At 36.1% G+C, this 23,034-nt stretch carries 39 protein-coding genes and 2 pseudogenes; 40 read left to right on the top strand and 1 reads right to left on the bottom strand.

Annotation, left to right across the window (positions count from 1 at the left end):
* The 36 genes from Q0Y70_RS05785 to rpsI form a co-directional block, all read left to right on the top strand.
* Positions 1–129, top strand: a 129-nt coding sequence (locus Q0Y70_RS05785; protein WP_297818159.1) for a hypothetical protein, incomplete at its 5' end; no start/stop codon positions are given.
* A gap of 269 nt (positions 130–398) precedes the next feature.
* Positions 399–707 (top strand): 30S ribosomal protein S10, encoded by a 309-nt coding sequence (gene rpsJ, locus Q0Y70_RS05790; RefSeq protein WP_283600265.1) that lies wholly within the window; start codon positions 399–401, stop codon positions 705–707.
* A gap of 27 nt (positions 708–734) precedes the next feature.
* A complete protein-coding gene (gene rplC / locus Q0Y70_RS05795) occupies positions 735–1,364 on the top strand; it encodes a 50S ribosomal protein L3 (protein WP_297818055.1) in 630 nt (209 codons plus the stop codon).
* A gap of 14 nt (positions 1,365–1,378) precedes the next feature.
* The gene (rplD, locus tag Q0Y70_RS05800; RefSeq protein WP_297818063.1) at positions 1,379–1,996 is read left to right on the top strand and encodes a 50S ribosomal protein L4; all 618 of its coding nucleotides are present in this window, start codon (positions 1,379–1,381) and stop codon (positions 1,994–1,996) included.
* Positions 1,996–2,295, top strand: a complete 300-nt coding sequence (gene rplW, locus Q0Y70_RS05805) for a 50S ribosomal protein L23 (protein ID WP_008469929.1) — start codon at positions 1,996–1,998, stop codon at positions 2,293–2,295. The genes rplD and rplW overlap by 1 nt, the downstream gene beginning before the upstream one ends.
* Before the next feature lie 16 nt (positions 2,296–2,311).
* Entirely contained in the window at positions 2,312–3,148 is an 837-nt protein-coding gene (rplB, locus tag Q0Y70_RS05810; protein WP_297818072.1) for a 50S ribosomal protein L2, read from the top strand.
* A gap of 21 nt (positions 3,149–3,169) precedes the next feature.
* Positions 3,170–3,457, top strand: a complete 288-nt coding sequence (rpsS, locus tag Q0Y70_RS05815) for a 30S ribosomal protein S19 (protein WP_008469927.1) — start codon at positions 3,170–3,172, stop codon at positions 3,455–3,457.
* Positions 3,458–3,477: 20 nt separating this feature from the next.
* Complete coding sequence (rplV, locus tag Q0Y70_RS05820) at positions 3,478–3,831, top strand: 50S ribosomal protein L22 (RefSeq protein ID WP_297818076.1); 354 nt, start codon at positions 3,478–3,480, stop codon at positions 3,829–3,831.
* Positions 3,832–3,845: 14 nt separating this feature from the next.
* Positions 3,846–4,517 (top strand): 30S ribosomal protein S3, encoded by a 672-nt coding sequence (gene rpsC, locus Q0Y70_RS05825; RefSeq protein ID WP_008469924.1) that lies wholly within the window; start codon positions 3,846–3,848, stop codon positions 4,515–4,517.
* Positions 4,518–4,519: 2 nt separating this feature from the next.
* Positions 4,520–4,957 (top strand): 50S ribosomal protein L16, encoded by a 438-nt coding sequence (rplP, locus tag Q0Y70_RS05830; RefSeq protein WP_297818081.1) that lies wholly within the window; start codon positions 4,520–4,522, stop codon positions 4,955–4,957.
* Complete coding sequence (rpmC, locus tag Q0Y70_RS05835; RefSeq protein ID WP_008469922.1) at positions 4,947–5,144, top strand: 50S ribosomal protein L29; 198 nt, start codon at positions 4,947–4,949, stop codon at positions 5,142–5,144. Before rplP ends, rpmC begins: the two co-directional genes overlap by 11 nt.
* 21 nt (positions 5,145–5,165) lie before the next feature.
* A complete protein-coding gene (gene rpsQ / locus Q0Y70_RS05840) occupies positions 5,166–5,432 on the top strand; it encodes a 30S ribosomal protein S17 (RefSeq protein ID WP_008469921.1) in 267 nt (88 codons plus the stop codon).
* 33 nt (positions 5,433–5,465) lie between these two features.
* Positions 5,466–5,834, top strand: a complete 369-nt coding sequence (rplN, locus tag Q0Y70_RS05845) for a 50S ribosomal protein L14 (RefSeq protein ID WP_008469920.1) — start codon at positions 5,466–5,468, stop codon at positions 5,832–5,834.
* A 20-nt stretch (positions 5,835–5,854) separates the two neighbouring features.
* Positions 5,855–6,100, top strand: a complete 246-nt coding sequence (gene rplX, locus Q0Y70_RS05850) for a 50S ribosomal protein L24 (protein ID WP_297818089.1) — start codon at positions 5,855–5,857, stop codon at positions 6,098–6,100.
* Between the two features lie 14 nt (positions 6,101–6,114).
* Positions 6,115–6,657, top strand: a complete 543-nt coding sequence (rplE, locus tag Q0Y70_RS05855) for a 50S ribosomal protein L5 (RefSeq protein WP_008469918.1) — start codon at positions 6,115–6,117, stop codon at positions 6,655–6,657.
* 14 nt (positions 6,658–6,671) lie between these two features.
* Complete coding sequence (locus Q0Y70_RS05860) at positions 6,672–6,857, top strand: type Z 30S ribosomal protein S14 (protein WP_006729422.1); 186 nt, start codon at positions 6,672–6,674, stop codon at positions 6,855–6,857.
* A gap of 23 nt (positions 6,858–6,880) precedes the next feature.
* Complete coding sequence (gene rpsH, locus Q0Y70_RS05865) at positions 6,881–7,279, top strand: 30S ribosomal protein S8 (protein WP_297818100.1); 399 nt, start codon at positions 6,881–6,883, stop codon at positions 7,277–7,279.
* 24 nt (positions 7,280–7,303) lie between these two features.
* Positions 7,304–7,834: a 50S ribosomal protein L6 gene (rplF, locus tag Q0Y70_RS05870; RefSeq protein ID WP_297818103.1), complete on the top strand. Its 531-nt coding sequence runs from the start codon at positions 7,304–7,306 to the stop codon at positions 7,832–7,834.
* Positions 7,835–7,861: 27 nt separating this feature from the next.
* Entirely contained in the window at positions 7,862–8,221 is a 360-nt protein-coding gene (gene rplR / locus Q0Y70_RS05875) for a 50S ribosomal protein L18 (protein ID WP_297818106.1), read from the top strand.
* A gap of 17 nt (positions 8,222–8,238) precedes the next feature.
* Positions 8,239–8,763: a 30S ribosomal protein S5 gene (gene rpsE, locus Q0Y70_RS05880; RefSeq protein WP_008469909.1), complete on the top strand. Its 525-nt coding sequence runs from the start codon at positions 8,239–8,241 to the stop codon at positions 8,761–8,763.
* A gap of 13 nt (positions 8,764–8,776) precedes the next feature.
* Positions 8,777–8,962 (top strand): 50S ribosomal protein L30, encoded by a 186-nt coding sequence (rpmD, locus tag Q0Y70_RS05885; protein ID WP_297818109.1) that lies wholly within the window; start codon positions 8,777–8,779, stop codon positions 8,960–8,962.
* Positions 8,963–8,986: 24 nt separating this feature from the next.
* Positions 8,987–9,427 carry a 50S ribosomal protein L15 gene (gene rplO, locus Q0Y70_RS05890; protein ID WP_297818112.1) on the top strand — a complete coding sequence of 147 codons (441 nt, stop codon included), beginning with the start codon at positions 8,987–8,989 and terminating at the stop codon, positions 9,425–9,427.
* Positions 9,427–10,722, top strand: coding sequence for a preprotein translocase subunit SecY (gene secY / locus Q0Y70_RS05895; protein ID WP_297818115.1), 1,296 nt, complete (start codon positions 9,427–9,429; stop codon positions 10,720–10,722). Before rplO ends, secY begins: the two co-directional genes overlap by 1 nt.
* 8 nt (positions 10,723–10,730) lie before the next feature.
* Positions 10,731–11,384 (top strand): adenylate kinase, encoded by a 654-nt coding sequence (locus tag Q0Y70_RS05900; protein ID WP_297818118.1) that lies wholly within the window; start codon positions 10,731–10,733, stop codon positions 11,382–11,384.
* Positions 11,385–11,457: 73 nt separating this feature from the next.
* Entirely contained in the window at positions 11,458–11,679 is a 222-nt protein-coding gene (infA, locus tag Q0Y70_RS05905; RefSeq protein ID WP_003647816.1) for a translation initiation factor IF-1, read from the top strand.
* Positions 11,680–11,693: 14 nt separating this feature from the next.
* Positions 11,694–11,810: a 50S ribosomal protein L36 gene (gene rpmJ, locus Q0Y70_RS05910; protein ID WP_003647815.1), complete on the top strand. Its 117-nt coding sequence runs from the start codon at positions 11,694–11,696 to the stop codon at positions 11,808–11,810.
* Between the two features lie 31 nt (positions 11,811–11,841).
* The gene (gene rpsM / locus Q0Y70_RS05915) at positions 11,842–12,189 is read left to right on the top strand and encodes a 30S ribosomal protein S13 (protein ID WP_008469894.1); all 348 of its coding nucleotides are present in this window, start codon (positions 11,842–11,844) and stop codon (positions 12,187–12,189) included.
* 17 nt (positions 12,190–12,206) lie between these two features.
* Positions 12,207–12,596 (top strand): 30S ribosomal protein S11, encoded by a 390-nt coding sequence (gene rpsK, locus Q0Y70_RS05920; RefSeq protein WP_008469892.1) that lies wholly within the window; start codon positions 12,207–12,209, stop codon positions 12,594–12,596.
* A 45-nt stretch (positions 12,597–12,641) separates the two neighbouring features.
* Positions 12,642–13,580 (top strand): DNA-directed RNA polymerase subunit alpha, encoded by a 939-nt coding sequence (locus Q0Y70_RS05925; RefSeq protein WP_297818126.1) that lies wholly within the window; start codon positions 12,642–12,644, stop codon positions 13,578–13,580.
* 26 nt (positions 13,581–13,606) lie between these two features.
* The gene (rplQ, locus tag Q0Y70_RS05930; RefSeq protein ID WP_297818130.1) at positions 13,607–13,990 is read left to right on the top strand and encodes a 50S ribosomal protein L17; all 384 of its coding nucleotides are present in this window, start codon (positions 13,607–13,609) and stop codon (positions 13,988–13,990) included.
* Positions 13,991–14,165: 175 nt separating this feature from the next.
* Complete coding sequence (locus Q0Y70_RS05935; protein ID WP_297818133.1) at positions 14,166–15,014, top strand: energy-coupling factor ABC transporter ATP-binding protein; 849 nt, start codon at positions 14,166–14,168, stop codon at positions 15,012–15,014.
* Positions 14,990–15,850: an energy-coupling factor transporter ATPase gene (locus Q0Y70_RS05940; RefSeq protein ID WP_297818135.1), complete on the top strand. Its 861-nt coding sequence runs from the start codon at positions 14,990–14,992 to the stop codon at positions 15,848–15,850. The genes Q0Y70_RS05935 and Q0Y70_RS05940 overlap by 25 nt, the downstream gene beginning before the upstream one ends.
* A complete protein-coding gene (locus tag Q0Y70_RS05945) occupies positions 15,843–16,640 on the top strand; it encodes an energy-coupling factor transporter transmembrane protein EcfT (protein ID WP_297818139.1) in 798 nt (265 codons plus the stop codon). The genes Q0Y70_RS05940 and Q0Y70_RS05945 overlap by 8 nt, the downstream gene beginning before the upstream one ends.
* A gap of 14 nt (positions 16,641–16,654) precedes the next feature.
* Positions 16,655–17,443, top strand: coding sequence for a tRNA pseudouridine(38-40) synthase TruA (truA, locus tag Q0Y70_RS05950; protein ID WP_297818141.1), 789 nt, complete (start codon positions 16,655–16,657; stop codon positions 17,441–17,443).
* 101 nt (positions 17,444–17,544) lie between these two features.
* A complete protein-coding gene (gene rplM, locus Q0Y70_RS05955) occupies positions 17,545–17,988 on the top strand; it encodes a 50S ribosomal protein L13 (RefSeq protein ID WP_008469882.1) in 444 nt (147 codons plus the stop codon).
* A gap of 13 nt (positions 17,989–18,001) precedes the next feature.
* Positions 18,002–18,397 (top strand): 30S ribosomal protein S9, encoded by a 396-nt coding sequence (gene rpsI, locus Q0Y70_RS05960; RefSeq protein WP_297818145.1) that lies wholly within the window; start codon positions 18,002–18,004, stop codon positions 18,395–18,397.
* A 69-nt stretch (positions 18,398–18,466) separates the two neighbouring features.
* Here rpsI and Q0Y70_RS05965 read toward each other — a convergent pair.
* Positions 18,467–18,578, bottom strand: a pseudogene (locus Q0Y70_RS05965) (site-specific integrase); the annotation flags it as partial.
* 913 nt (positions 18,579–19,491) lie between these two features.
* Here Q0Y70_RS05965 and Q0Y70_RS05970 point away from each other — a divergent pair.
* The 4 genes and pseudogenes from Q0Y70_RS05970 to Q0Y70_RS05985 all read left to right on the top strand — a co-directional run.
* Positions 19,492–20,139, top strand: a complete 648-nt coding sequence (locus Q0Y70_RS05970; protein WP_297818148.1) for a hypothetical protein — start codon at positions 19,492–19,494, stop codon at positions 20,137–20,139.
* Positions 20,126–20,620, top strand: a complete 495-nt coding sequence (locus tag Q0Y70_RS05975) for a hypothetical protein (RefSeq protein ID WP_297818153.1) — start codon at positions 20,126–20,128, stop codon at positions 20,618–20,620. The genes Q0Y70_RS05970 and Q0Y70_RS05975 overlap by 14 nt, the downstream gene beginning before the upstream one ends.
* A gap of 407 nt (positions 20,621–21,027) precedes the next feature.
* A complete protein-coding gene (locus Q0Y70_RS05980; protein WP_297818156.1) occupies positions 21,028–22,617 on the top strand; it encodes an ABC transporter ATP-binding protein in 1,590 nt (529 codons plus the stop codon).
* Positions 22,618–23,034, top strand: a pseudogene (locus Q0Y70_RS05985) (ABC transporter ATP-binding protein); the annotation flags it as partial.

The following is a 23,034-nucleotide window of genomic DNA, read 5'->3' on the forward strand; positions in this document are numbered from 1 at the left end:
ACTACTTTGCGTTCATCAACTCAAGGTCGTGGTACATTTACTATGGTATTTGATCACTACTCACCAACTCCTAAGTCTATCCAAGAAGAAATTATTAAAAAACGTGGCGGAAATGAATCTGCTGAATAATTAATTTCTATATTATAAGAAGAAAGTAACAAGTTACTTTCTTCTTTTTTTATGAAAAAATTTGAGAAATATCGTTTAAACCCTTGATATTTAAGGAAATACACAGTACAATAATAAACGTGCAATTTGGGCAGGTGGACTCTGCCTTGCACAATTTTTTATGCTTCGACGCAAAAGGTTGCGGCACACCAGGCTGCATTGCCACAGAGGTATGTCGGTAATTTTTGCCGAGCTAGTCATCTTTTAAAGAAGACGAAGGAGGTTATTAGATGGCAAGTCAACAAATTCGTATTAGATTAAAGTCTTACGAACATGGTATTCTCGATGAATCAGCTGCTAAGATTGTAGCTACTGCGCAAAGAACTGGTGCAGAAATTTCTGGTCCAGTTCCATTGCCTACTGAAAGAACTTTGTTCACTGTTTTACGTTCACCACACATGAACAAGGATTCACGTGAACAATTTGAAATTCGTACGCACAAGCGCTTAATTGACATTTTGAATCCTACTCCAAAGACAGTAGATTCATTAATGAAGCTTGATTTACCAAGCGGCGTAGATATCGAGATTAAGTTATAGTTTTAAAACACATATGGAGGTGTAATCATGACCAAAGGAATCTTAGGAAAAAAGGTCGGCATGACTCAAATCTTCACTGATAAAGGTGTTTTGGTTCCTGTAACTGTTATCGAAGCGACCCCTAACGTAGTTTTACAAGTTAAAACTAACGAATCAGACGGTTACGAAGCAGTTCAAGTAGGTTACCAAGACATGCGCGAAGTTTTGAGCAACAAGCCAGCCAAAGGTCATGCTGCAAAAGCAAAGACTTCACCTAAGCGCTTCATTCGGGAAATCCGTGATGTTGAGCTTAAGGATTACGAAGTCGGCTCAGAAATCACGGTGGACTCATTTAGTGAAGGTGACGTAGTTGACGTTACTGGAACTTCAAAGGGTCATGGTACTCAAGGTAACATTAAGCGTTGGGGCCAATCAAGAGGTCCTGAAACTCACGGTTCAAGATATCACAGAGTTCCTGGTTCAATGGGTTCTATCATTAACCGTGTACCTAAGGGTAAGAAGTTACCTGGTCACATGGGTGGCAAGACAGTCACTGTTCAAAATTTAGTAATCGAAAAAGTTGTTCCTGAAAAGAACGTACTTTTAATTAAAGGTAATGTTCCAGGAGCTAAAAACTCATTAATTATTGTTAAATCAGCTGCAAAGGCTGCTAAATAGGAAGGAGGAGTATAATGGCTAATTTACAAGTTATCGATCAAAAGGGTAAATCTGCTGGTAATGTAGATTTAAACGAAGAAATCTTCGGTATTGAACCTAACGAAAGTGTCGTTTTTGACGCAATCATTAGACAAAGAGCCGGCAAGCGCCAAGGTACTTCTGCTGTTAAAAATAGATCAGCTGTTCGTGGCGGGGGTAAGAAGCCTTGGAGACAAAAGGGTACTGGTCGTGCTCGTCAAGGTTCCATTAGAGCTCCACAATGGCGTGGCGGTGGTGTTGTATTTGGTCCTACCCCTCGTTCATACAAGATGGACATGCCACGTAAAGCACGTCGTTTAGCTATGAAGTCAGTTCTTTCACAAAAAGTTGCTGACAACGATTTAATCGTTCTTGACCAACTTACTTTAGATGCACCAAAGACTAAAGAATTGAAAGCAATTTTAGATAGTGCAAAAGCTTCAGGCAAGGTATTAGTTATTTCTGATAATGAAAATGTAAAATTATCAGGTAAGAACCTTAAGAACGTTAAGGTAATTCCTGTTGAAGGCTTAAATATTGTTGATGCGGTTAACTACGAAAAAATGTTATTAACTCAAGACGCACTTAAGAGAATTGAGGAGGTTTTGGCATAATGGATGCACGTGATATCATCTTACGGCCTGTAGTTACCGAAAAGTCAATGAACTTAATGGATGATAAGAAGTACACTTTTGATGTACTTGTATCAGCTACCAAGACTCAAGTTCGTGATGCAGTTGAAGAAATCTTTGACGTAAAAGTTAAAGGCGTAAACATCATGAATGTTCGTGGCAAAAATAAGAGAGTCGGCCGTTACACTGGTAAGACTGCTCGTCGTAGAAAAGCAATCGTTACATTAACTGAAGATTCTAATGATATTAAGATCTTCAATGATGAAAAAGAAGATAAGTAAATAGGAGGTCAGTCAATTGGCAATAATCAAATATAAGCCAACCACAAACGGCAGACGTAATATGACTTCTTCAGATTTTGCTGAAATTACCAAGAAAAAGCCTGAAAAGACTTTACTTGAATCACAAAGTCATACTGCTGGTCGTAACTCATACGGCCACATCACTGTAAGACACCGTGGTGGTGGACATAAGCAAAAATACCGTGTTATTGACTTCAAGCGTACTAAAGATGATGTAAAAGCAGTTGTTAAGGCAATCGAATACGATCCAAATAGATCTGCTAACATTGCACTTCTTCATTACACTGACGGTATCAAAGCATACATCATTGCACCTAAAGGCCTTAAGGTTGGCGACATCGTTGAATCAGGTGTTAATGCTGATATTAAGCCAGGTAATGCGTTACCATTATCTGCTATCCCAGCTGGTACTGAAGTTCACAATATCGAATTGAAACCTGGTAAAGGTGGTCAATTAGTAAGAAGTGCTGGTACTGTTGCTCAAGTTCTTGGTAATGATGGTAAATACACTTTGGTTAGATTACAAAGTGGTGAAGTTCGTCGTATCTTATCATCTTGCCGCGCTACTGTTGGTTCAGTTGGTAATGAACAACACTCATTAATTCAATTAGGTAAAGCTGGTCGTAAGCGTTGGCTTGGCAAGCGTCCACAATCACGTGGTTCTGTAATGAACCCTAACGATCACCCACATGGTGGTGGTGAAGGTAAAGCACCTGTTGGACGTCCACAACCAATGACTCCATGGGGTAAGAAGTCTCGTGGTATTAAGACTAGAAACTCTAAAGCAAGAAGTGAAAAGCTTATTATTCGTCACCGTAAGGGTAACAAATAGTTAAACAAAGGAGGTTAATTAATGAGCCGTAGTATTAAAAAAGGTCCTTTTGCTGATGCAAGCCTTTTAAAGAAAATCGAAGCCCAAGAAGGTTCCGAAAAGAAGCAAGTAATTAAAACCTGGTCCCGTCGTTCAACTATTTTCCCTTCTTTTGTTGGTTTTACAATAGCTGTTTACGATGGTAGAAAACATGTTCCAGTTTATATTACTGAAGATATGGTAGGTCACAAGTTGGGTGAATTTGTTCCAACTAGAACTTTCCATGGTCATAAGGTTGCTGATAAGGCAACAACTACCGCAGGTAAATAATAGAAAGGAGAAACATTTAAATGGCAGAACAAATCAATTCAGCTAGAGCTGAAGCAAGAACTGTTCGAATCGCTCCTAGAAAAGCCCGCTTGGTTGTAGACCTTATTCGCGGAAAGAGCGTTGCTGAAGCATTAGCTATTTTGCAATTCACTCCAAGAGCAGCTTCCCCTATCGTTGAAAAAGTTCTAAAGTCAGCAATTGCTAACGCAGAACATAACTACGATCTTGAAAGTGCAAATCTTTATGTATCAGAAGCATATGTAAACGAAGGTGCTACTTTGAAGAGATTCCGTCCACGTGCTAAAGGTATGGCTTCTCCAATCAACAAGAGAACCAGCCACGTAGTCGTTGTAGTTTCAGAAAAGAACGATTAAAGGAGGTAAATTGAATGGGTCAAAAGATTAACCCAAATGGTTTCCGTCTCGGAGTTAACCGTGATTGGGAAGCAAAGTGGTACGCAGATAAAGATTACGCTAACACTTTAAATGAAGATTTACGTATTAGAAAGTTTATCTCCGATAAGTTAGCTGACGCATCAGTATCAACTGTTGAAATTGAACGTGCCGCAAACAGAATTAATATTTCAATCCACACTGCTAAACCAGGTATGGTTATCGGTAAAGGTGGTAAAGAAGTTGAAGCTTTAAGAAAAGAACTTAACGCTTTAACTAAGAAGAATGTTCACATTAACATTGTTGAAATTAAGAAGCCTGATTTAGATGCTAAGTTAGTTGGCGAAGGTATTGCTCGTCAACTTGAAGCAAGAATTGCTTTTAGACGTGCTACTCGTCAAGCAACTCAAAGATCAATGCGTTCTGGCGCAAAAGGTATCAAAGTACAAACTGCAGGTCGTTTAAACGGTGCAGATATGGCCAGAAGAGAATGGCACACTGAAGGTAGTGTTCCACTTCATACTTTAAGAGCTGACATTGATTATGCATGGGTAGAAGCAAATACTACTTATGGTCAAATCGGAGTTAAGGTTTGGATTAACCGTGGTGAAATTTTACCACAACGCAAGAACAAGCCAACTTCTAAGAAAGCGAAGGGAGGAAACTAATAGTGTTAGTACCTAAGCGTGTAAAACACCGTCGTGAATTCCGCGGTAAAATGCGTGGTGAAGCTAAAGGCGGTAAAACCATTGCATTTGGTGAATATGGTTTAGAAGCTGTTGAATCTCACTGGATTACTAATAGACAAATCGAAGCTGCACGTATTGCCATGACTCGTTACATGAAGCGTGGTGGACGTGTTTGGATTAGAATCTTCCCACAAAAGTCCTACACTGCTAAAGGTGTTGGTGTTCGTATGGGTTCTGGTAAAGGTGCACCAGCTGGTTGGGTAGCAGTTGTTAAAAGAGGCAAGATTATGTTTGAAATCGGTGGCGTTTCAGAAGACGTTGCTCGTGAAGCATTAAGACTTGCTTCTAACAAGCTCCCAATTAAGACTAAGTTTGTAAAGAAGAGTTCGGAAGTAGGTGGCGAATCTAATGAAGGCTAAAGATATCAGAGCATTAACCACTGATCAAATGTTAGAAAAGGAAAAGCAATATAAAGAAGAACTCTTTAACTTGCGTTTCCAACAAGCAACGGGTCAATTAGAGAACACCGCTCGCTTGAGACAAGTCCGTAAGAATATTGCTAGAATTAAAACAATTCTTAGCGAAAAAGAATTAAGTAACGATTAGTATTGGAAGGGAGTAATTAACTTGAGCGAAACTAACGAAAGAAACCGTCGTCACGTATATCAAGGTCGCGTTGTTTCTGACAAGATGGATAAGACTATCACTGTAGTTGTTGATACTTACAAGAACCACCCTGTTTACAAGAAGCGTATTAAGTATTCTAAGAAATACTACGCTCATGATGAAAACAACGAAGCTAAAATTGGCGATACTGTTCGTATCATGGAAACCCGTCCATTATCACATGCGAAGCGTTACCGTTTAACTAAGATCGTTAAGAAGTCTGTTTAATATTACGGATTTTTTTGAGGGGAGGATATACTAGTGATCCAACACGAAAGCCGTTTAAAGGTTGCTGACAACTCCGGTGCAAGAGAACTTCTAGTTATCAAAATTTTAGGTGGTTCTAAGCGTAAGACCGGTAATATTGGTGATATTATCGTTGCTACTGTTAAACAAGCAACACCAGGTGGCGTTGTCAAAAAAGGTGACGTCGTAAAGGCAGTTATTGTTAGAACAAAATCAGGTGCACGTCGTGAAGATGGTTCATACATTAAGTTCGACGAAAATGCAGCAGTTATTATTAACGCTGATAAGAGTCCTCGTGGAACTCGTATTTTTGGGCCAGTTGCTCGTGAACTGCGTGAGAACGATTTTATGAAGATCGTTTCTCTTGCTCCTGAAGTATTATAAAAATTTAGGGAGGTGCACTGATGTTTGTTAAAACAGGTGACAAAGTAAAGGTTATTGCCGGTAAAGATAAGGGCAAGGAAGGCACTGTTCTTTCAGTCAACGCCAAAACTAACCGTGTCGTTGTCAAGGGTGTCAACAAAATCAAGAAGCACGAAAAACCTTCACAAACTAACGCTAATGGTGGCGTAGTTGAAAAAGAAGGTTCAATCCATGCTTCTAATGTAAAAGTTATTGAAAAAGCAAGTAAAAAAGAAGATAAGAAATAGGAGGGAGGACTCAAATGGCAAATAGTTTAGCTGAAAAATATTCAAAAGAAATTGCTCCAGCTTTAAATGAAAAGTTTAATTACAATTCTGTAATGCAAATTCCTAAGATCGAAAAGATCGTTTTAAATATGGGTGTTGGTGATGCTGTTTCTAACGCTAAGAATTTAGACGAAGCAGTTGAAGAACTTACACTTATCTCTGGTCAAAAGCCTTTGATTACTAAAGCTAAGAAATCTATCGCAAACTTCCGTCTTCGTGAAGGTATGTCTATTGGTGCTAAGGTTACTCTTAGAGGCGATAGAATGTATGATTTCTTAGATAAATTAATCAACGTTTCACTTCCTCGAGTTCGTGATTTCCGTGGTGTTAGTTCAAGATCATTTGATGGTCGTGGAAACTACACTTTAGGTATCAGAGAACAATTGATTTTCCCTGAAATTGATTATGATAAAGTAAACCGCGTAAGAGGTTTGGACGTTGTTATTGTAACTACTGCCAATACTGATGAAGAAGCTCGTGAACTTCTTGCAGATTTTGGTATGCCTTTTGCTAAATAATTTGGAGGACATTAATGGCTAAAACATCACAAATCGTCAGAAATCATCGTCCTGCTAAGTTCTCATCTCGTGAATACACTCGTTGTGAAAGATGTGGTCGTCCACACTCTGTTTACCGCAAGTTTAAGTTATGCCGTATTTGCTTAAAAGACTTAGCACACAAGGGTCAAATCCCTGGTCTTAAAAAGGCAAGTTGGTAAAATACGGTAAGGAGGCAAATTAAATGGTCATGACTGATCCGATTGCAGATTACTTAACTAGAATCAGAAATGCTAACATGGCAAGACATGATTCAGTTGAAATTCCTGCATCATCAATGAAAAAATCACTTAGTGAGATCTTAAAACAAGAAGGTTTTATTCGTGATTACCAAGTTGAAGAAGATAACAAACAAGGTATCATTAAAATCTTTTTGAAGTATGGACCAAACAATGAACGTGTAATTTCAGGCTTAAAGCGTATTTCTAAACCAGGTTTGAGAAATTACGTAAGTGCCGAAAACTTACCAAAGGTTCTTAACGGTCTTGGCATCGCAATCATTTCTACTTCTGCTGGTGTAATTACTGATAAAGAAGCTAGAGAAAAGAATGTCGGTGGCGAAGTTATTGCCTATGTTTGGTAATTTTGACAGAAAGGAGAACAATAAATGAGCCGAATTGGTTTAAAGGTCATCGAAGTTCCTGATACAGTCACTGTTACCAAAAATGGTGATGATATTACTGTAAAGGGACCAAAAGGTGAACTTACAAGATATTTTGATCCACGTATTACCTTCGAACAAAAAGATGGTGAAATTCATTTTTCACGTTCTAGTGAAGCAGACAAAGCTCTTCATGGTACTGAAAGAGCTAACTTAGCTTCAATGATCGAAGGTGTAACCGATGGTTATGTTAAGAAATTAACTTTAATCGGTGTTGGTTACCGTGCAGTAGCTCAAGGAAAGAAATTAACTTTAAATGTTGGTTACTCACATCCTGTAGAATTTGAAGCTCCAGAAGGTATCACTGTAAAAACTCCTTCTGCTACTTCAATTGAAGTTGAAGGAATTTCGAAGCAAGTTGTAGGTCAATTTGCAGCAGAAATTCGTGATGTCCGTCCACCAGAACCTTACAAGGGCAAAGGTATTCGTTATGAAGATGAATACGTTCGTCGTAAGGAAGGTAAGACTGGTAAATAATAAATAGAATATTTTTGAGGTGAAATTGTGATTTCTAAACCAGATAAAAACAAATTACGCTTAAAGCGTCATAAACGTATTCGTGGTAAGATTTCTGGTACTGCTGAGCGCCCACGCTTAAGTATTTTCCGTTCTAATAAAAACATCTACGCTCAATTAATTGATGATGTAGAGGGTGTAACGCTTGCAAGTGCCTCAACAAATGATAAATCTATTTCAGCAGAAGGTTCTAAGATGGAACAAGCTGCTGCAGTAGGTAAGGCTTTAGCTGAAGCTGCAACTAAAAAGAATATTAAGAGTGTTGTATTTGATAGAAGTGGTTACTTATACCACGGACGTGTACAAGCTCTTGCAGATGCAGCCCGTGAAAACGGATTAGAATTCTAGGAAAGGAGAATTAACTAATGGCAAACCGCAACGATTCTCGTAGAGATTCTCGCAAAGATCGTAAAAAGGACGATATCGAAGATCAATTAGTCGCAATTAACCGGATCACCAAGGTTGTTAAAGGTGGCCGTCGCATGAGATTTGCAGCAGTTGTTATTGTCGGCGACAGAAAAGGTCATGTAGGCTTTGGTACTGGTAAAGCTCAAGAAGTCCCAGAAGCTATCCGCAAAGCAGTTGAAGCTGGTAAGAAGAGAATGATTAAAGTTCCAACTGTTGGAACTACCATTCCTCATGAAGTTACTGGTCACTATGGTTCTGGTAACATTATGTTGAAGCCAGCTGAAGCTGGTTCTGGGGTTGCAGCTGGTGGTGCTGTACGTATCATTATGGATTTAGCAGGTATCTCAGATGTTACTTCTAAATCATTAGGATCAAACACTCCTATTAATGTTATCCGTGCTACTATGGACGGTTTGAAGAAATTGAAGACTCGCGAAGATGTTTTGAAACTTCGTGAATCAGCAAAAAGCTTAGAAGATTAAGGAGATTATATAAATGACTAATTTAAAAGTTACCTTAATTAAAAGCGTCGCTCACCGTCTACCAAAGCAAAGAAAGATTGTTAAAGCTCTCGGCCTTGGTAAGATTAATAGCACTGTTGTTCTTCCTGACAACGCTGCAACTCGTGGCGCTTTATTGAAGATTGCACACTTAATTTCTGTTGAAGAAGTCAAGGATTAAAAGGATACAAGGAGGTGCCAATAAATGAAGCTTAATGAATTAAAGCCTGCTGCAGGTTCTCGTCGCAATAGAAAACGTGTTGGACGTGGTACTTCAAGTGGTTACGGAAAAACCGCTGGACGTGGTCAAAAGGGTCAATTAGCTCGTACTGGTGGTAAGACTCGTTTAGGTTTTGAAGGTGGACAAATGCCTTTGTTCAGAAGAATGCCTAAACGTGGTTTTAACAACGTTAACCGTAAAGAATATGCAGTTGTAAACGTAGAAGACTTGAATAGATTCGAAGACGGCAGTGAAGTTACTGTTGAAACTTTGAAAAACGCAGGTTTAGTTAAGAAAGAACTTTCAGGAGTAAAATTGTTAGCTAACGGCGAGTTGAAGTCTAAATTAACTGTTAAAGTTAACAAGGCTTCTGAAGCTGCTAAAAAGGCAGTTGAAGCTGCTGGTGGAACTATTGAGGTGATTTAATGTTCTCAACCTTGAAGAACGCCTTTAAGGATAAAGAAATAAGAAATAAAATATTTTTTACTCTATTTATCCTTCTGCTTTATCGCATAGGCGCTAATATTACTGTTCCTGGTGTTAATGCAAAAGCAATAACTAAAGTAGCTCAAACTGGTTTGGTTCCAATGTTAGATACTGTTAGTGGTGGTGGATTAGACAATTATTCTATCTTTTCACTAGGTGTTTCACCTTATATCACTGCTCAAATTGTTATTCAATTGTTACAGATGGACATTGTTCCTAAATTAGTTGAATGGGGTAAGCAAGGTGAAGTTGGTCGTCGAAAGACAAACCAAGTCACAAGATACTTAGCTTTAGTAGTTGCATTTGTTCAAAGTATTGGTATCACGCTTGGGTTTAATGTTTTGACACAAATGGGGTTAGTTAAAAGCCAAACCCCCCAAACTTATGTTGAAATTGCAATCATTATGACGGCTGGTACTATGCTGTTAACTTGGCTTGGTGATGAAATTACTGATAAAGGATTAGGTAATGGAGTATCTGTGTTAATTTTTGCAGGTATTATTGCTAGACTACCAAATGGTCTTTATCAATTATATAAAGATTTCATTACTAACAATAATGCTAGCGACCGTTGGCAAGGTATATTGTTCTTCATTGGGATCATTATTGCCATATTAGTGGTAACTCAGTTTGTTACATGGTTTCAACAAGCTGATCTCCGAGTTCCAATTCAATATACTCGTAGAGCAGTAACAAGTGGCTCCGAAAGTTTCCTACCACTTAAAGTGAACGTATCTGGAGTTATTCCAGTTATCTTTGCCAGTTCTTTCATTATTACTCCAGCAACCATTTTAATGGCTTTTCAAAGAACGCATGGAGATGAACAATGGTTTAAGATCTGCAGTGAAATATTTAGTTTACAAACTACACCAGGTTCATTAATTTATACATTTTTAATTATTTTGTTTACTTTCTTTTATGCTTTTGTTCAAGTTAATCCAGAAAAATTGGCTGAGAACTTGCAAAAGCAAGGTGCTTATATTCCTAGCGTTTGGCCAGGTAAAGATACACAGCAATATGTATCAAAGATATTAATTAGATTATCAACTGTAGGGGCCGTATTTTTAGGATTAGTTGCATTACTTCCTCAATTGGCAACAAATATTTGGGGATTACCAAGTTCTATTGGACTTGGCGGTACAAGTTTATTAATTGTTATCGGTGTTGTCCTTGAATTAGCTCGTCAGGTTGACGGACTTCTTATGAAACGTGAATATGTTGGTTTTATTAGATAGGAATAGAAATGATTAATTTAATACTTTTAGGCTTACCTGGTGCAGGTAAAGGTACTGTTTCAGAACGCATTGTTGATAAATATAAAATTGCACATATCTCTACCGGAGATATGTTTAGAGAAGCAATGGCTAAACAAACCCCAGTCGGTTTAGAAGCTAAGAGCTACATTGATAAAGGTAATTTAGTACCGGACGAAGTAACTGCAAAATTAGTTGAAGAAAGGCTTAAACAATCTGATACAGATAAAGGTTACATTTTAGATGGATTTCCAAGAACGACGGTTCAAGCGGAATTATTAGATGGTATTACCAAACGTTTAAATAAACCTTTAACTAATGTGATTGCAATCGATGTTGATGAAGACGTATTGATCAAGCGTCTATCAGCAAGATATATCTGTAAAGATTGTGGAGCAACTTACAATAAAATCTCTAATCCAACTAAAGTTGAAGGTACATGTGATCGTTGTGGAGGTCATAATTTCTTCCAACGTGAAGATGACAAACCTGAAGTTGTTAAGAATAGATTAGAAGTCAACAAAAAAATGAATACCCCACTTCGTGATTATTATGAAAAGAAAGGTATTCTTTCAGTTGTGAATGGAGAACAAACTCCTGAACAAGTTTTTGCTGATGTCGACAAGATTTTGAGTAAAGACTAATTTAAGAATTGTATTTTTATCAGTCCGTGTTATAATTCCTAAGTGTGACTTATTTCTCATTGGAGGAACTATTTTGGCAAAAGAAGATGTCATTGAAGTAGAAGGTAAAGTAGTAGATACTTTACCTAATGCTATGTTTAAAGTTGAATTAGAAAATGGAGCAACTATTTTAGCACATGTTTCCGGTAAGATTAGAATGCACTACATTCGTATTTTGCCTGGAGATAGAGTTACTGTAGAATTGTCTCCTTATGATTTAACTAAGGGTAGGATTACGTATCGTTTTATTAAGTAATTACGGAGGCAAAGATGAAAGTTAGACCATCTGTTAAACCAATGTGTGAACATTGTAAAATCATCAAAAGACATGGTCGTGTTATGGTAATTTGCTCTGCAAACCCTAAGCACAAACAACGTCAAGGTTAATTTAATTAGTTAAAAATAGGAGGTGCAATTAATGGCACGTATTGCTGGTGTTGACTTACCAAGAGATAAGAGAGTTGTTGTAGCTTTAACTTACATTTATGGTATTGGTGAACCAACTGCAAAAAAGATCTGTAAAGATGCTGGTGTTTCAGAAGACGTACGTACTAACGACTTAACTCCAGAAGATCAAGAAAAGCTTCGTAGTGAAGTTGATAAGTATCGTGTTGAAGGTGACTTACGTCGTGAAGTTAGCCTTAACATTAAGCGTTTAGTTGAAATCGGTTCATACCGTGGTATGCGTCACCGTCGTGGCTTACCCGTTCGTGGACAAAATACCAAAAATAATGCAAGAACTCGTAAGGGTTCAAAGAAAAAGTAAAATAGGAGGTTAAGTTAATGGCTGCAAAGAAAACAGCACGTAAACGCCGTGTAAAGAAGCATGTCGAAAGCGGCGTTGCTCACATTCATTCAACGTTCAATAATACCTTAGTCATGATTACTGACGTACAAGGTAATGCAGTTGCATGGTCATCCGCTGGTGCTTTGGGTTTTAAAGGTAGTCGTAAGTCTACTCCATTTGCTGCCCAAATGTCAGCAGAAGCTGCCGCAAAAGCTGCAATGGATCAAGGCATGAAGCATGTTGAAGTTTCAGTAAAGGGCCCAGGTGCAGGTCGTGAAGCTGCTATTAGAGCTCTTCAAGCAACTGGTCTTGAAATTACTGCTATTCGAGACGTTACTCCAGTACCGCACAACGGTTCCAGACCACCAAAACGTCGTCGTGTCTAGTTTATTCCTGCATGCAGGACATTACGTTTTGAAAGGGGCCCAGTAATGATTGAATTTGAAAAACCAAATGTTACCGTTGTTGACCAAGAAGAATCTTACGGTAAGTTTGTTGTTGAACCACTGGAACGCGGTTTTGGGACTACTTTAGGTAACTCACTCCGTCGAGTTTTATTAACTTCTATTCCCGGAACAGCACTTTCTTACATTCAAATTGATGGTGTGTTACACGAATTTTCTACAGTTCCTGGCGTTAGAGAAGACGTCACTAAAATCATTCTTAATTTGAAGAAACTAGAATTAAAGTCACTCTCAGATGAAGAAAAGATCGCAGAAATTGATGTAACAGGTCCAGCTGTAGTTACTGCTGCAGATTTGAAGGTTGATTCCGATGTTGAAGTCTTAAATCCTGATCAATATATTTGTACTATTGCTGATGGTGGTCATTTGCATATGAACGTTGCGATTAAAAATGGTCGCGGATATGTTCCAGCAAGTGAAAATAAGACTGATGAGATGCCAATTGGGGTAATTCCAGTCGACTCACTCTTTTCACCTATTAAGAAAGTAAACTATCAAGTTGAAAGTACTCGTGTAGGTAAGAGAGACGATTATGATAAATTAACTTTGGAAATTTGGACCAACAGTTCAATCACACCTAATGATGCCCTTAGTTTCGCTGCAAAAATCCTTGAAGAACACTTTAAGGTATTTATGTCTACTGATATGGGTGCTCAGTTTGACGATGTTATGGTAGAAAAAGAAGACAACAAGAACGAAAAGAAACTTGAGATGACTATAGAGGAGTTAGATCTTTCTGTTCGTTCATACAACTGCTTGAAGAGAGCAGGTATTAATACCGTACAAGAATTAACTGATAAATCCGAAGCAGATATGATGCGTGTACGTAATTTGGGACGTAAATCATTAGAAGAAGTAAAGAATAAACTTGCAGAACTTGGTCTTTCACTTCGTCAAGAAGATTAAGTTATACAACATAAGGAGGGAAAATAATGGCATACCGTAAATTAGGTCGTGACAGTGCTCATAGAAAAGCTATGCTTAGAGAATTGACTACCCAATTAATCATGAATGAACGTATTGTTACTACTGAAACTCGTGGTAAAGAAGTACGTAAGACTACTGAAAAAATGATTACTCTTGGTAAGCGTGGTGACTTAAGCGCAAGAAGAAAAGCTGCTGCTTTTGTTCGTAACGAAATTGCTGATATCCATGAAGAAAAAGATGCAGTCGTTGTAAAGTCTGCTTTACAAAAATTGTTCAGCGATATTGCACCTCGTTACAAAGACCGTAATGGTGGTTACACTAGAATGTACAAGATGGCAAATCCTCGTAAAGGTGATGCTGCACCAATGGTTATTATTGAATTAGTATAATTAAACTAGTTTAAATTATTGAATTTATAAATCTTTCACGAAAGCGAGAATAAGCGCGATGATGGTGGCTTTTGCCTAGTCTAGCTTAGATGTTTTATACATCCCTCTTCGTGGATGATTTTTTTTTTGCACTTTTTTTAGTACAATATTTATAAATATTGAAAGAAGCCTTGCGATGACAAAACAAATTATTGAAGTAGAGAATTTAAGTTATAAATATAAAGATGCAACAGATTTAGCGTTAAAAAATATCTCTTTTAAGGTGCAAGAAAATCAATGGTTGTCAATAATTGGGCATAACGGGAGCGGTAAGTCAACTCTATCGAGACTTCTCAACGGGTTATTAGTTCCCGAAGAAAATCCAGATACCAAAATAGTTATTGATGGCCTAGAACTAAATTCAGAAAACCTATGGAAAATTAGAGACAAAATAGGGATAGTTTTTCAAAATCCAGATAACCAATTCGTTGGGACTAATGTTCAAGACGATGTAGCTTTCGGATTAGAGAATAGAAATGTCCCACGTAGTGAGATGATAAAGCGAGTTGATGCGGCATTAAGTGCTGTTGGAATGCAAAGTTATAAAAATGCTGAACCGCAAATGTTATCTGGAGGACAAAAGCAGCGAGTTGCGATAGCGGGGATTATTGCTATTGAACCTAAAATAATTATTTTAGATGAATCGACGAGTATGTTAGATCCTGAGGGACGTAATAGTATATTAAAATTAATTCGAAAATTACAACAGCAAAAAGGAATGACGGTAATATCTATTACCCATAATATCGAAGAAACCTTGCATTCTGATGATATTTTGGTTTTAGATAGTGGTAAGAAAGTTGCTCAGGGTAAGCCTGAAAAGATATTTTCTAACATGGAAATGATAAAAAAGGCAGGCTTAGGCTTACCTTTTATTTATGAACTTAAGCAAGAACTTAGTAAAAATGGCGTGGAAATACCCTCTGATGTTTCCACTGAAGAAAAGATGGTGGAGTATCTGTGTCAATTGAATTCAAAAATGTAAATTATATATACAATCAAGGTACGCCATTTGAGTATCAAGGGTTAAAAGATATTAGCTTCAATCTAACAGATGGTAATTTTATTGCAATTATTGGTCATACAGGAAGCGGTAAGTCCACATTGTTGCAACACTTTGATGCTCTGCTAAAGCCAACTTCTGGTGAAATTAAGTTAGCTGGATTTGATATAACTAGCAAAACTACAAATAAAAACTTAAAATCTTTGAGAAAAAAAGTTGGTATTGTCTTTCAGTTTCCTGAGAATCAATTATTTGCTGAAACTATTTTAAAAGATGCGATGTTTGGACCTTTAAATTTCGGCATGGATGCTGATTTAGCCGAAAAAAATGCAAAGAAATGGCTAAAAAGATTGGGTATTAAAGAAGAACTCTATGAACAATCACCATTTGATTTATCAGGCGGTCAAATGCGGCGAGTAGCTATTGCCGGAGTTTTAGCTTATGAGCCAGAAATCTTATGTCTAGATGAACCTGCTGCTGGATTAGACCCAGTAGGACGAAAAGAAATCATGTCTATTTTTAAAGAGTATCAGAAAAACGGACATACAGTTATTTTGATAACTCATGAAATGGATGATGTGGCCCAATATGCTGATGATGTGCTGGTTTTACAGCAAGCAAAATTGATCAAGCATACTACTGTTGCTGACTTGTTTGAGAATCCTGAATGGTTAGCAGAGCATTATTTAAACCAACCACATGCGGCTCGATTTGCTCAAACGCTCAAGCAAAATGGTTTTAAGTTAAAACAAACTCCATTAACCATCGAGCAGTTAGCCAAAAGTATCAGTAAGAAAATGAGGGAATATAATGAGTAAAATTATAATTGGTCGCTATATTCCAGGTAATTCCATAATTTATAAAATGGATCCACGAGGTAAGATTATTGCGGCATTTTTCTTTATCGCATTAATTTTTCTTGCGAATAATTGGATTACATATTCATTGATCACGTTATTCACTTTTGCTGCGGTATTTGCTACTAAATTAAAAATAAAAACTTTTTGGCAAGGTGTCCGACCACTGATTTGGCTAATTTTATTTACCTCAGTTTTACAGTTGTTTTTTACAACAGGGGGTAAAGTCTATTGGCACTGGGGGATTTTAAATATTAGTCATTATGGAATTGAAAACTCAATATATATTTTCATTAGATTTGTAATGATTATCTTAATGTCGACAGTATTGACTTTAACAACAACACCTTTAGAAATATCGGAAGGTATGGAATGGATTTTGACACCATTAAAGTATTTAAAGGTTCCGATTGGTCAAATAGCCCTTGTGATGTCGATTGCCTTAAGATTCGTACCAACTTTAATGGATGAAACGGTTAAAATTATGAATGCTCAAAGAGCACGTGGTGCCGATTTTAATGATGGCGGATTAGTAAAAAGAGCCAAAGCTATTATTCCAATCTTAGTTCCTTTATTTATTAATTCGTTGACAATTGCTATCGATTTAGCTGTTGCAATGGAATCTAGAGGCTATCGAGAAGGCGAAAAAAGGAGCCGCTACCGCGTTTTAAAGTGGAGTCAGTATGATTGGATTAATTTTGCCTTTTTTGCCCTATTAACCGTGCTTTTATTAATATTTAGAAATCATTAGGAATATACTTTAAAATGACAAGATATAAGATGACAATGGCCTATGACGGTCATTTATTTCATGGATTTCAAATACAACCTAAACAAAGAACTGTTCAAGGTGAAATCGAAAAAGCTTTACAAAAGATGACTAAAGGACAGCGTGTCGTCGTTCATGGATCAGGAAGAACCGATGCAGGGGTGCATGCAAAAGGTCAAGTAATTCACTTTGATTATCCTGGAAAACAAATTCCAGCAAAAAATATGATGTTAGCACTGAATTCTTTGATGCCGCGTGATATTTTGTTTTTTGAAAGTGAAATTGTGGACGAGAATTTTCACGTTCAGTATTCAACAAAAGGTAAGTGGTATCGTTACGTAGTAGATCAGCATCATTTCACAGATCCATTTAAGAGATTTTATACAGGCCACTATCCTTATCCAGTTGATATTGAGAAGATCAAATTAGCAGCCCAAGATTTGTTAGGCGAACATGATTTTACAAGCTTTGCTGCTAGCGGAGGGCAAATAATCGATAAAGTTCGGACTATTTATTATGTGAATGTAACGACTAGACCTGAAGAAAAAGAAATAGTTTTTGACTTTATCGGCAATGGCTTTTTATACAATATGGTTCGGATCATGGTGGGAGCCTTACTTGAGATAGGTAATAACAAGCGACCAGTGCACGATTTGCAAAGAGTCATTAGAGCCAAGAACCGTCAGCAAGTCCGGACAACGGCTCCAGCAAGTGGATTGTATTTGTATCATGTTTTTTATGATGAAGTTCCTGAAAAATATAGGTTAGATAAGAAAAAACATTGACATTTGGGCAAAAACGACGTAAATTAATATACGTATGTTTGTCCACGATAGGCCCCGGAAACTTATTGTTTGTCAAACACAAGAAAACGGAGGAATTCAAATTGCGTACTACCCCATTAGCAAAAACTAGTGATATTAAGCGTAAGTGGTATGTTATCGATGCAACTGATGTTGCACTTGGTAGATTATCAACTGCTGTAGCATCAATTTTAAGAGGTAAGAATAAGCCTCAATACACACCAAATGTAGATACTGGTGACAACGTTATCGTTGTTAACGCCGGTAAATTGAAGTTGACTGGTAAAAAGGCAACTGATAAGATTTACTACCACCACTCAGACTACCGTGGTGGTTTAAGAGCTACTCCAGCAGGTGAATTATTAGCTGAGAACCCAGTAAGATTGGTTGAATTGTCTGTTAAGGGCATGTTACCAAAGAATACTCTTGGTCACCAGGAATTCATGAAGTTACATGTTTATGCTGGTGAAGATCACGAACATGCAGCACAAAAGCCTGAAAAGTTAGACATTAACGAATTAATCTAGGAGGTTTTAATCAATGGCACAACAAGCAGCTTATGCTGGAACTGGTCGCCGCAAGGATTCTGTTGCGCGCGTACGTTTAGTACCAGGTAACGGTCAAATTACTGTTAACAAAGAAGATGTTACTAAGTACATTCCTTATCCAAACTTAGTACAAGACTTAAAGCAACCATTAGCATTAACTGAAACTGAAGGTCAATACGACGTAGTAGTTAACGTTAACGGTGGTGGTTTCTCAGGTCAAGCTGGTGCAATTCGTTTAGGTATTGCACGTGCTTTACTTGAAGTAGATCCCGATTTCCGTGGTCCATTGAAGAAGGCAGGTTTCTTAACTCGTGACCCAAGAATGAAGGAAAGAAAGAAGCCAGGTTTGAAGAAAGCCCGCAAAGCTTCACAATTCTCAAAGCGTTAATATTTACCACCAAAAATGTTGGTATGTCAACGTTTTGCTTGACTTGGATGGTCAAAGCTGGTCAAAGTATTATAGACTATCCAACAGGTTTAAAGCATTCGCGTCTTGCGAGTGCTTTTTTTTCTGGCATTAATTCCAGATAATATTTTTCAGTAGTTAGGATTGAATCATGTCCTAAACGAAATCCATATTTATTGAACAATAAAATATCAGAATGTATTGTTAAAAATCTTAAATTTTCTTCACAATGTGAATTAGTATGGGGAAAAGATAGTGAGTATGATTATCTTATGAGGAAGGTATTTGAAACAGGAGTTACATATTTGTAGCAAAGTCCAGTGCAGATTGATCTTGTTCATAATTGCCTATTACCTTTTGCAAAAATTTTTGCTAAATATGAGAATTCGATTGAACCTGAAAAACCAGATAATTCAACTGTGTTTAATTCACTTATGTCAGCTATAGAAAATATTTACTATTATATTTCAGATGAGATAAAAAAACGCATCAAGAATTCTTTTTTGATAAAGGACAAAAAAATTAGATAATAGATTAGAGAAATATGTTGTTGAGGAAATTGCCAAAGTATTAAAAAATATGTTAGTGATAGTTATAATAATGGCTTAGAAATAATTAATATGTTTTCTTCGATTATTAAATATGAAACTGATGATCGTAGGAAATCTTTAGTTAATGGTCAATGGTATGCGCATCAACCAGTAACTAATTCAGATAGACTATAGTCTGAAATGAGAGAAAAAGTTATAGAAGTAGGGAAAACTTATATTAGCACTTTAATAGAAGAACAGTTTGAGATAGATCCATTCTTTTATGACAACATGCAAGCTGAAATTGACTTAAATAAAGTTTTAAGTAGAGATGAATAAAAGAAGTTGATAATTAGCGGATAGCTTAAAGTATTTAGCAAAGGAATAATATAATATCTGCATATAATTGCGGTGACGAACATGTATAGCAGAAAGGTTAAGACCATGGATTACAAACAATTTAACGTAGGTGTTATTTTTAGCTTGCTTATTAATGGGCTATAATATAAAATTATTAAAAACATTTTAGAAAGGGCCTTTATATTAATGAGAAAGAATAAGCTTAAATGTTTAGCTGCCATTTTAGTTGCAGTATTAGGATTGAGTGTTGCTACTCCAACATCTCAAGTTTTTGCGGATAGTGAGGAAAAAGTAGAGAACCCAGAATATAATAATTTGTCAGTATCAAGTTCTACAGATAAAGATGCGAATACTAATACATTAGTAATTTCACAAAATAATCAAGGCACTGTTTTACCAGCAAGCGCGTATGGTGAATCTAAAATTGCACCAGCTTTGGCAGGTGTATATTTTATACCTGGATTTGGAGAAGTTGCGTTGACAGCCACAGGTATTGTAATTGCAGGAGGCGTTGTCTATGGTGTGGGTAGTAGCATCTATAATTTAGTTCAAAGAGCTATAAAGAATGGAACAGCAAAAAAGAAGTCAGGTACTGCTGGTGAAATAAAAAAAGCAAAAGATCAAATTCCAAGTAGATTAAAGAAAAGTAATGGAAATGTAAATACTGATCTTTTTGTAAATAAACAGGGTAAACGAAGAGGCAATAATAGATACTATAAAGATTGGCATATTTCAAAAGATACTTCTGGTCATAAAGGTAGTGAGTGGAAATTGTATAAAGGTAAAAATAGAATTGCGAGCCTAGCAGGAGATGGTCGAGTTGTTGGAAAGTAAATTGAATAATATTTTAGATCTGGCGGATGAAAATGAATCTAAGATAGAATATTTGGACTTCTTTCCTAAGACCTTTCAAGCTGATAATGATAAATTTGATGAATTTGAAACTTTTATGCAGGAAGAATATTATGATGAATATTCGAAGAAAATGGCATGGATAATTCTAGGATTAGTCAGCTATTATCAATCTGAAATTTACTTAGAAGATGTGGATTATGAGGATTCTACGCTTAATAATTTAAGACATAAAAACTTGCTAGACTATTTAGAATACAGTGAAATAAGCAAGATTATCCGACGCTTTTGCCAGAATGAAGAAACTGGCCTAAAAATTGCATTAATAGCTGAAAATAATTTAGCTTTGGTTTTATATGAAGGTGGGATGAGATTGAGCTTTTACGATTTAACAGATGATCAAAAAGAAGTAGCTAGCAATTTAGTGATATCTCAAGGCTTTTATTTTAAAGAAGCAAAATAGCTTTTTGTTTGTGTGAAGATTTTGTCTGTAAGCATTCTATTGATATATCAATAAAAAACTCCATCCACACAAGGATGAAGTTAAGTAAGATAATCGACCTAAAATGGTCATAATTGGTCACAATCTTTTCCATATTTATGTATTTTATTACAGTTTTATCCAATATAATTAATATTTTTGATTAATTGTTTGGAACTAAATAGATAGAACTTCACAAAAATGGAAAATTGTTCTAGTTTTACTAATCCTAAGTTCTCAAAACGTTAATCTGTGGATTACGTTTATATTTCAAAAGTATCCCAATCAGGGATGCTTTTTTGTTTTGCAAATTTAAATCCGAAATAGATTGAATATTTTAAAATTTAGTAATATTATTAAACACATCTTAATAATTAGGGAGCAAGCTAATGGATACCAAAGGTATTTTTAATACAAATAAGATAAGATTTGTTTATATTTGTGTGTTATTAGTTTTAGAAACAGTAACTGCAACAAGTGTCACATATCTGATGACACCAGCCTTTAATTATATTAAAAAGAATAATTTAAACTTATTTTTAATATTTATCGTCTTATCTGCTAGTTTGCAATTTGTAAGTACAGTTTTAGATGCGATCGTAAATATATTGTATGTTCATCAAGTTCAGGACTACATTCATCAAATAAGAAACAATATTACTAGGTATTTATTTGTGAGCGCAGATCAAAAAGTTTCAGAAATTCAAAATAATTTAAATTCAAATATTCAAGAATTATCTTCTAAATATTCTACACCGCTGTTAACGCTTTTTCATAGAATATTAGCTATTACATTTTCTATTGGAGTCTTATTTACATTTAATTGGAGCTTGGTGGCTTTAACCTTACTGCTTGCATTTATTGGTCTTTATCTGCCAAAATTATTCGAAAAAATGACGTCGTCTGCAACTTTTAAAGTTACGAAAGAAAATGAACAACTTCTTGATACTATAGAAAAATGGGCCCAAGGACTTGATGAATTAAGACGGTATGCAAGTTTTGGTAGTTATGAAGGTGCTATCAAAAAATCCACTTCTAATTTAAAGGCTGCTACCCTTCGTGATTGCTTTTGGGGTAATTTAGCAACTGCAATAACATCTATAGTATCTTTGCTAGGCATAATTTTATTACTTGTTCTTTCAATTTATTTATACGCAACCGGAAAGATTGTCTTTGGGGCAGTTATTACTTCGGGAATTTTTGCTAATCAAATCATGAATGCTGTAACGTACATTGCTGAAAGTCTCAATCAAATTAAGTCTTCTAAAAAGTTACGCCAAGAAATGGAGAATTTACAGCACCCTGTAATTTTTCCGAATAAGAATGATTCAGATGAGAAAATTGCACAAATTGAAGTTAACAATCTTCATGTGTCCTATGAAAATGGTCAAAGTATTGTCTATCCACATATTTTGATTAATAAGGGTGAAAAAGTATTGTTGACTGGAGATAGTGGTACAGGAAAATCAACTTTGTTTAAAGTGTTACTGGGGCAATTAAAACCAGAAAGGGGCAATGTGGAATATAGGGATACAGCGGGCATATCTTTTATTCCTAATTCAGAAGAGATTGGCTATATTTCACAAGATAATACTCTTTTTCCTGATACGATTAAAAGCAATATCACAATGTTTGATTCAAAATTAAATAAGGAAGTTGAAGCAGCAGTTGAAAAAGTTCAATTAGCAGCAGATATCAAAAAAATGCCCAATGGTTTAATGACTCAGGTGGATTTAGACAAAGGAAACTTATCTGGTGGTCAAAAACAAAAGGTGGTTTTGGCAAGAGCCAATATTCATAATAGTAATCTTTTATTAATTGATGAAGCAACGAGTGCCGTTGATAGTGCAACTACTGAAGCAATCATAAAAGAATTACTTAAATCCAAACAAACGATTATTATGATTGCCCATAATTTTTCACAAGATATGATCGATATGTTTGATCGAGAAATTCATTTAAAAAAAGAGGTGGATTAAATGTCTTTTCGAGGATTTATCAATACGAATAAAATACGCTTCTTTTTTATTACTCTGCTGTCTATTTTGTCAGGTGTAAGTGGAATTATAGCTGGCTATATTCAGATGTATTGGATAACTTACATTAAAGAAAAGTTGTGGTGGGAGGTAGGAATTACGACTGCGCTGATGGCAATGTGTTGGTTCTTTGCTCAGTCGGTGATTTATTTTGTTCAATACTTGAATAATATTCAGGAAGAAGAATATTTCAAAAAAGTCCGTGATCAGATAGCTAAACATTATTTTAAAGATAGAAAATTTCACAAGGTAGCAGATTTTCAAAATAGAATGACTAATGATTTTGAAATCATAAAAAATAATTTTTTTGAATGGTACGTGATTGTTCCTTTTTATGGTTCGATGCTAGTGGCATCCTTA

The organism is uncultured Lactobacillus sp. (genome assembly GCF_947367085.1).
Lineage (GTDB): Bacteria > Bacillota > Bacilli > Lactobacillales > Lactobacillaceae > Lactobacillus.

Bases quoted from the DNA above. Each gene is read 5' to 3' on its own strand.
- Q0Y70_RS05860 (WP_006729422.1), top strand. From the start codon at position 6,672: ATGGCTAAAACATCACAAATCGTCAGAAATCATCGTCCTGCTAAGTTC.
- Q0Y70_RS05900 (WP_297818118.1), top strand. From the start codon at position 10,731: ATGATTAATTTAATACTTTTAGGCTTACCTGGTGCAGGTAAAGGTACT.
- rpsH (WP_297818100.1), top strand. From the start codon at position 6,881: ATGGTCATGACTGATCCGATTGCAGATTACTTAACTAGAATCAGAAAT.
- rpsK (WP_008469892.1), top strand. From the start codon at position 12,207: ATGGCTGCAAAGAAAACAGCACGTAAACGCCGTGTAAAGAAGCATGTC.
- Q0Y70_RS05945 (WP_297818139.1), top strand. From the start codon at position 15,843: ATGAGTAAAATTATAATTGGTCGCTATATTCCAGGTAATTCCATAATT.
- rpsJ (WP_283600265.1), top strand. From the start codon at position 399: ATGGCAAGTCAACAAATTCGTATTAGATTAAAGTCTTACGAACATGGT.
- rpsM (WP_008469894.1), top strand. From the start codon at position 11,842: ATGGCACGTATTGCTGGTGTTGACTTACCAAGAGATAAGAGAGTTGTT.
- rpmD (WP_297818109.1), top strand. From the start codon at position 8,777: ATGACTAATTTAAAAGTTACCTTAATTAAAAGCGTCGCTCACCGTCTA.
- Q0Y70_RS05925 (WP_297818126.1), top strand. From the start codon at position 12,642: ATGATTGAATTTGAAAAACCAAATGTTACCGTTGTTGACCAAGAAGAA.
- rplQ (WP_297818130.1), top strand. From the start codon at position 13,607: ATGGCATACCGTAAATTAGGTCGTGACAGTGCTCATAGAAAAGCTATG.
- rplC (WP_297818055.1), top strand. From the start codon at position 735: ATGACCAAAGGAATCTTAGGAAAAAAGGTCGGCATGACTCAAATCTTC.
- secY (WP_297818115.1), top strand. From the start codon at position 9,427: ATGTTCTCAACCTTGAAGAACGCCTTTAAGGATAAAGAAATAAGAAAT.
- Q0Y70_RS05980 (WP_297818156.1), top strand. From the start codon at position 21,028: ATGGATACCAAAGGTATTTTTAATACAAATAAGATAAGATTTGTTTAT.
- rpsS (WP_008469927.1), top strand. From the start codon at position 3,170: ATGAGCCGTAGTATTAAAAAAGGTCCTTTTGCTGATGCAAGCCTTTTA.
- rplV (WP_297818076.1), top strand. From the start codon at position 3,478: ATGGCAGAACAAATCAATTCAGCTAGAGCTGAAGCAAGAACTGTTCGA.
- rpsE (WP_008469909.1), top strand. From the start codon at position 8,239: ATGGCAAACCGCAACGATTCTCGTAGAGATTCTCGCAAAGATCGTAAA.
- truA (WP_297818141.1), top strand. From the start codon at position 16,655: ATGACAAGATATAAGATGACAATGGCCTATGACGGTCATTTATTTCAT.
- rplO (WP_297818112.1), top strand. From the start codon at position 8,987: ATGAAGCTTAATGAATTAAAGCCTGCTGCAGGTTCTCGTCGCAATAGA.
- Q0Y70_RS05935 (WP_297818133.1), top strand. From the start codon at position 14,166: ATGACAAAACAAATTATTGAAGTAGAGAATTTAAGTTATAAATATAAA.
- rpsC (WP_008469924.1), top strand. From the start codon at position 3,846: ATGGGTCAAAAGATTAACCCAAATGGTTTCCGTCTCGGAGTTAACCGT.
- rplX (WP_297818089.1), top strand. From the start codon at position 5,855: ATGTTTGTTAAAACAGGTGACAAAGTAAAGGTTATTGCCGGTAAAGAT.
- rpsI (WP_297818145.1), top strand. From the start codon at position 18,002: ATGGCACAACAAGCAGCTTATGCTGGAACTGGTCGCCGCAAGGATTCT.
- rplF (WP_297818103.1), top strand. From the start codon at position 7,304: ATGAGCCGAATTGGTTTAAAGGTCATCGAAGTTCCTGATACAGTCACT.
- rpmJ (WP_003647815.1), top strand. From the start codon at position 11,694: ATGAAAGTTAGACCATCTGTTAAACCAATGTGTGAACATTGTAAAATC.
- rplW (WP_008469929.1), top strand. From the start codon at position 1,996: ATGGATGCACGTGATATCATCTTACGGCCTGTAGTTACCGAAAAGTCA.
- rplD (WP_297818063.1), top strand. From the start codon at position 1,379: ATGGCTAATTTACAAGTTATCGATCAAAAGGGTAAATCTGCTGGTAAT.
- rpmC (WP_008469922.1), top strand. From the start codon at position 4,947: ATGAAGGCTAAAGATATCAGAGCATTAACCACTGATCAAATGTTAGAA.
- rplE (WP_008469918.1), top strand. From the start codon at position 6,115: ATGGCAAATAGTTTAGCTGAAAAATATTCAAAAGAAATTGCTCCAGCT.
- Q0Y70_RS05970 (WP_297818148.1), top strand. From the start codon at position 19,492: ATGAGAAAGAATAAGCTTAAATGTTTAGCTGCCATTTTAGTTGCAGTA.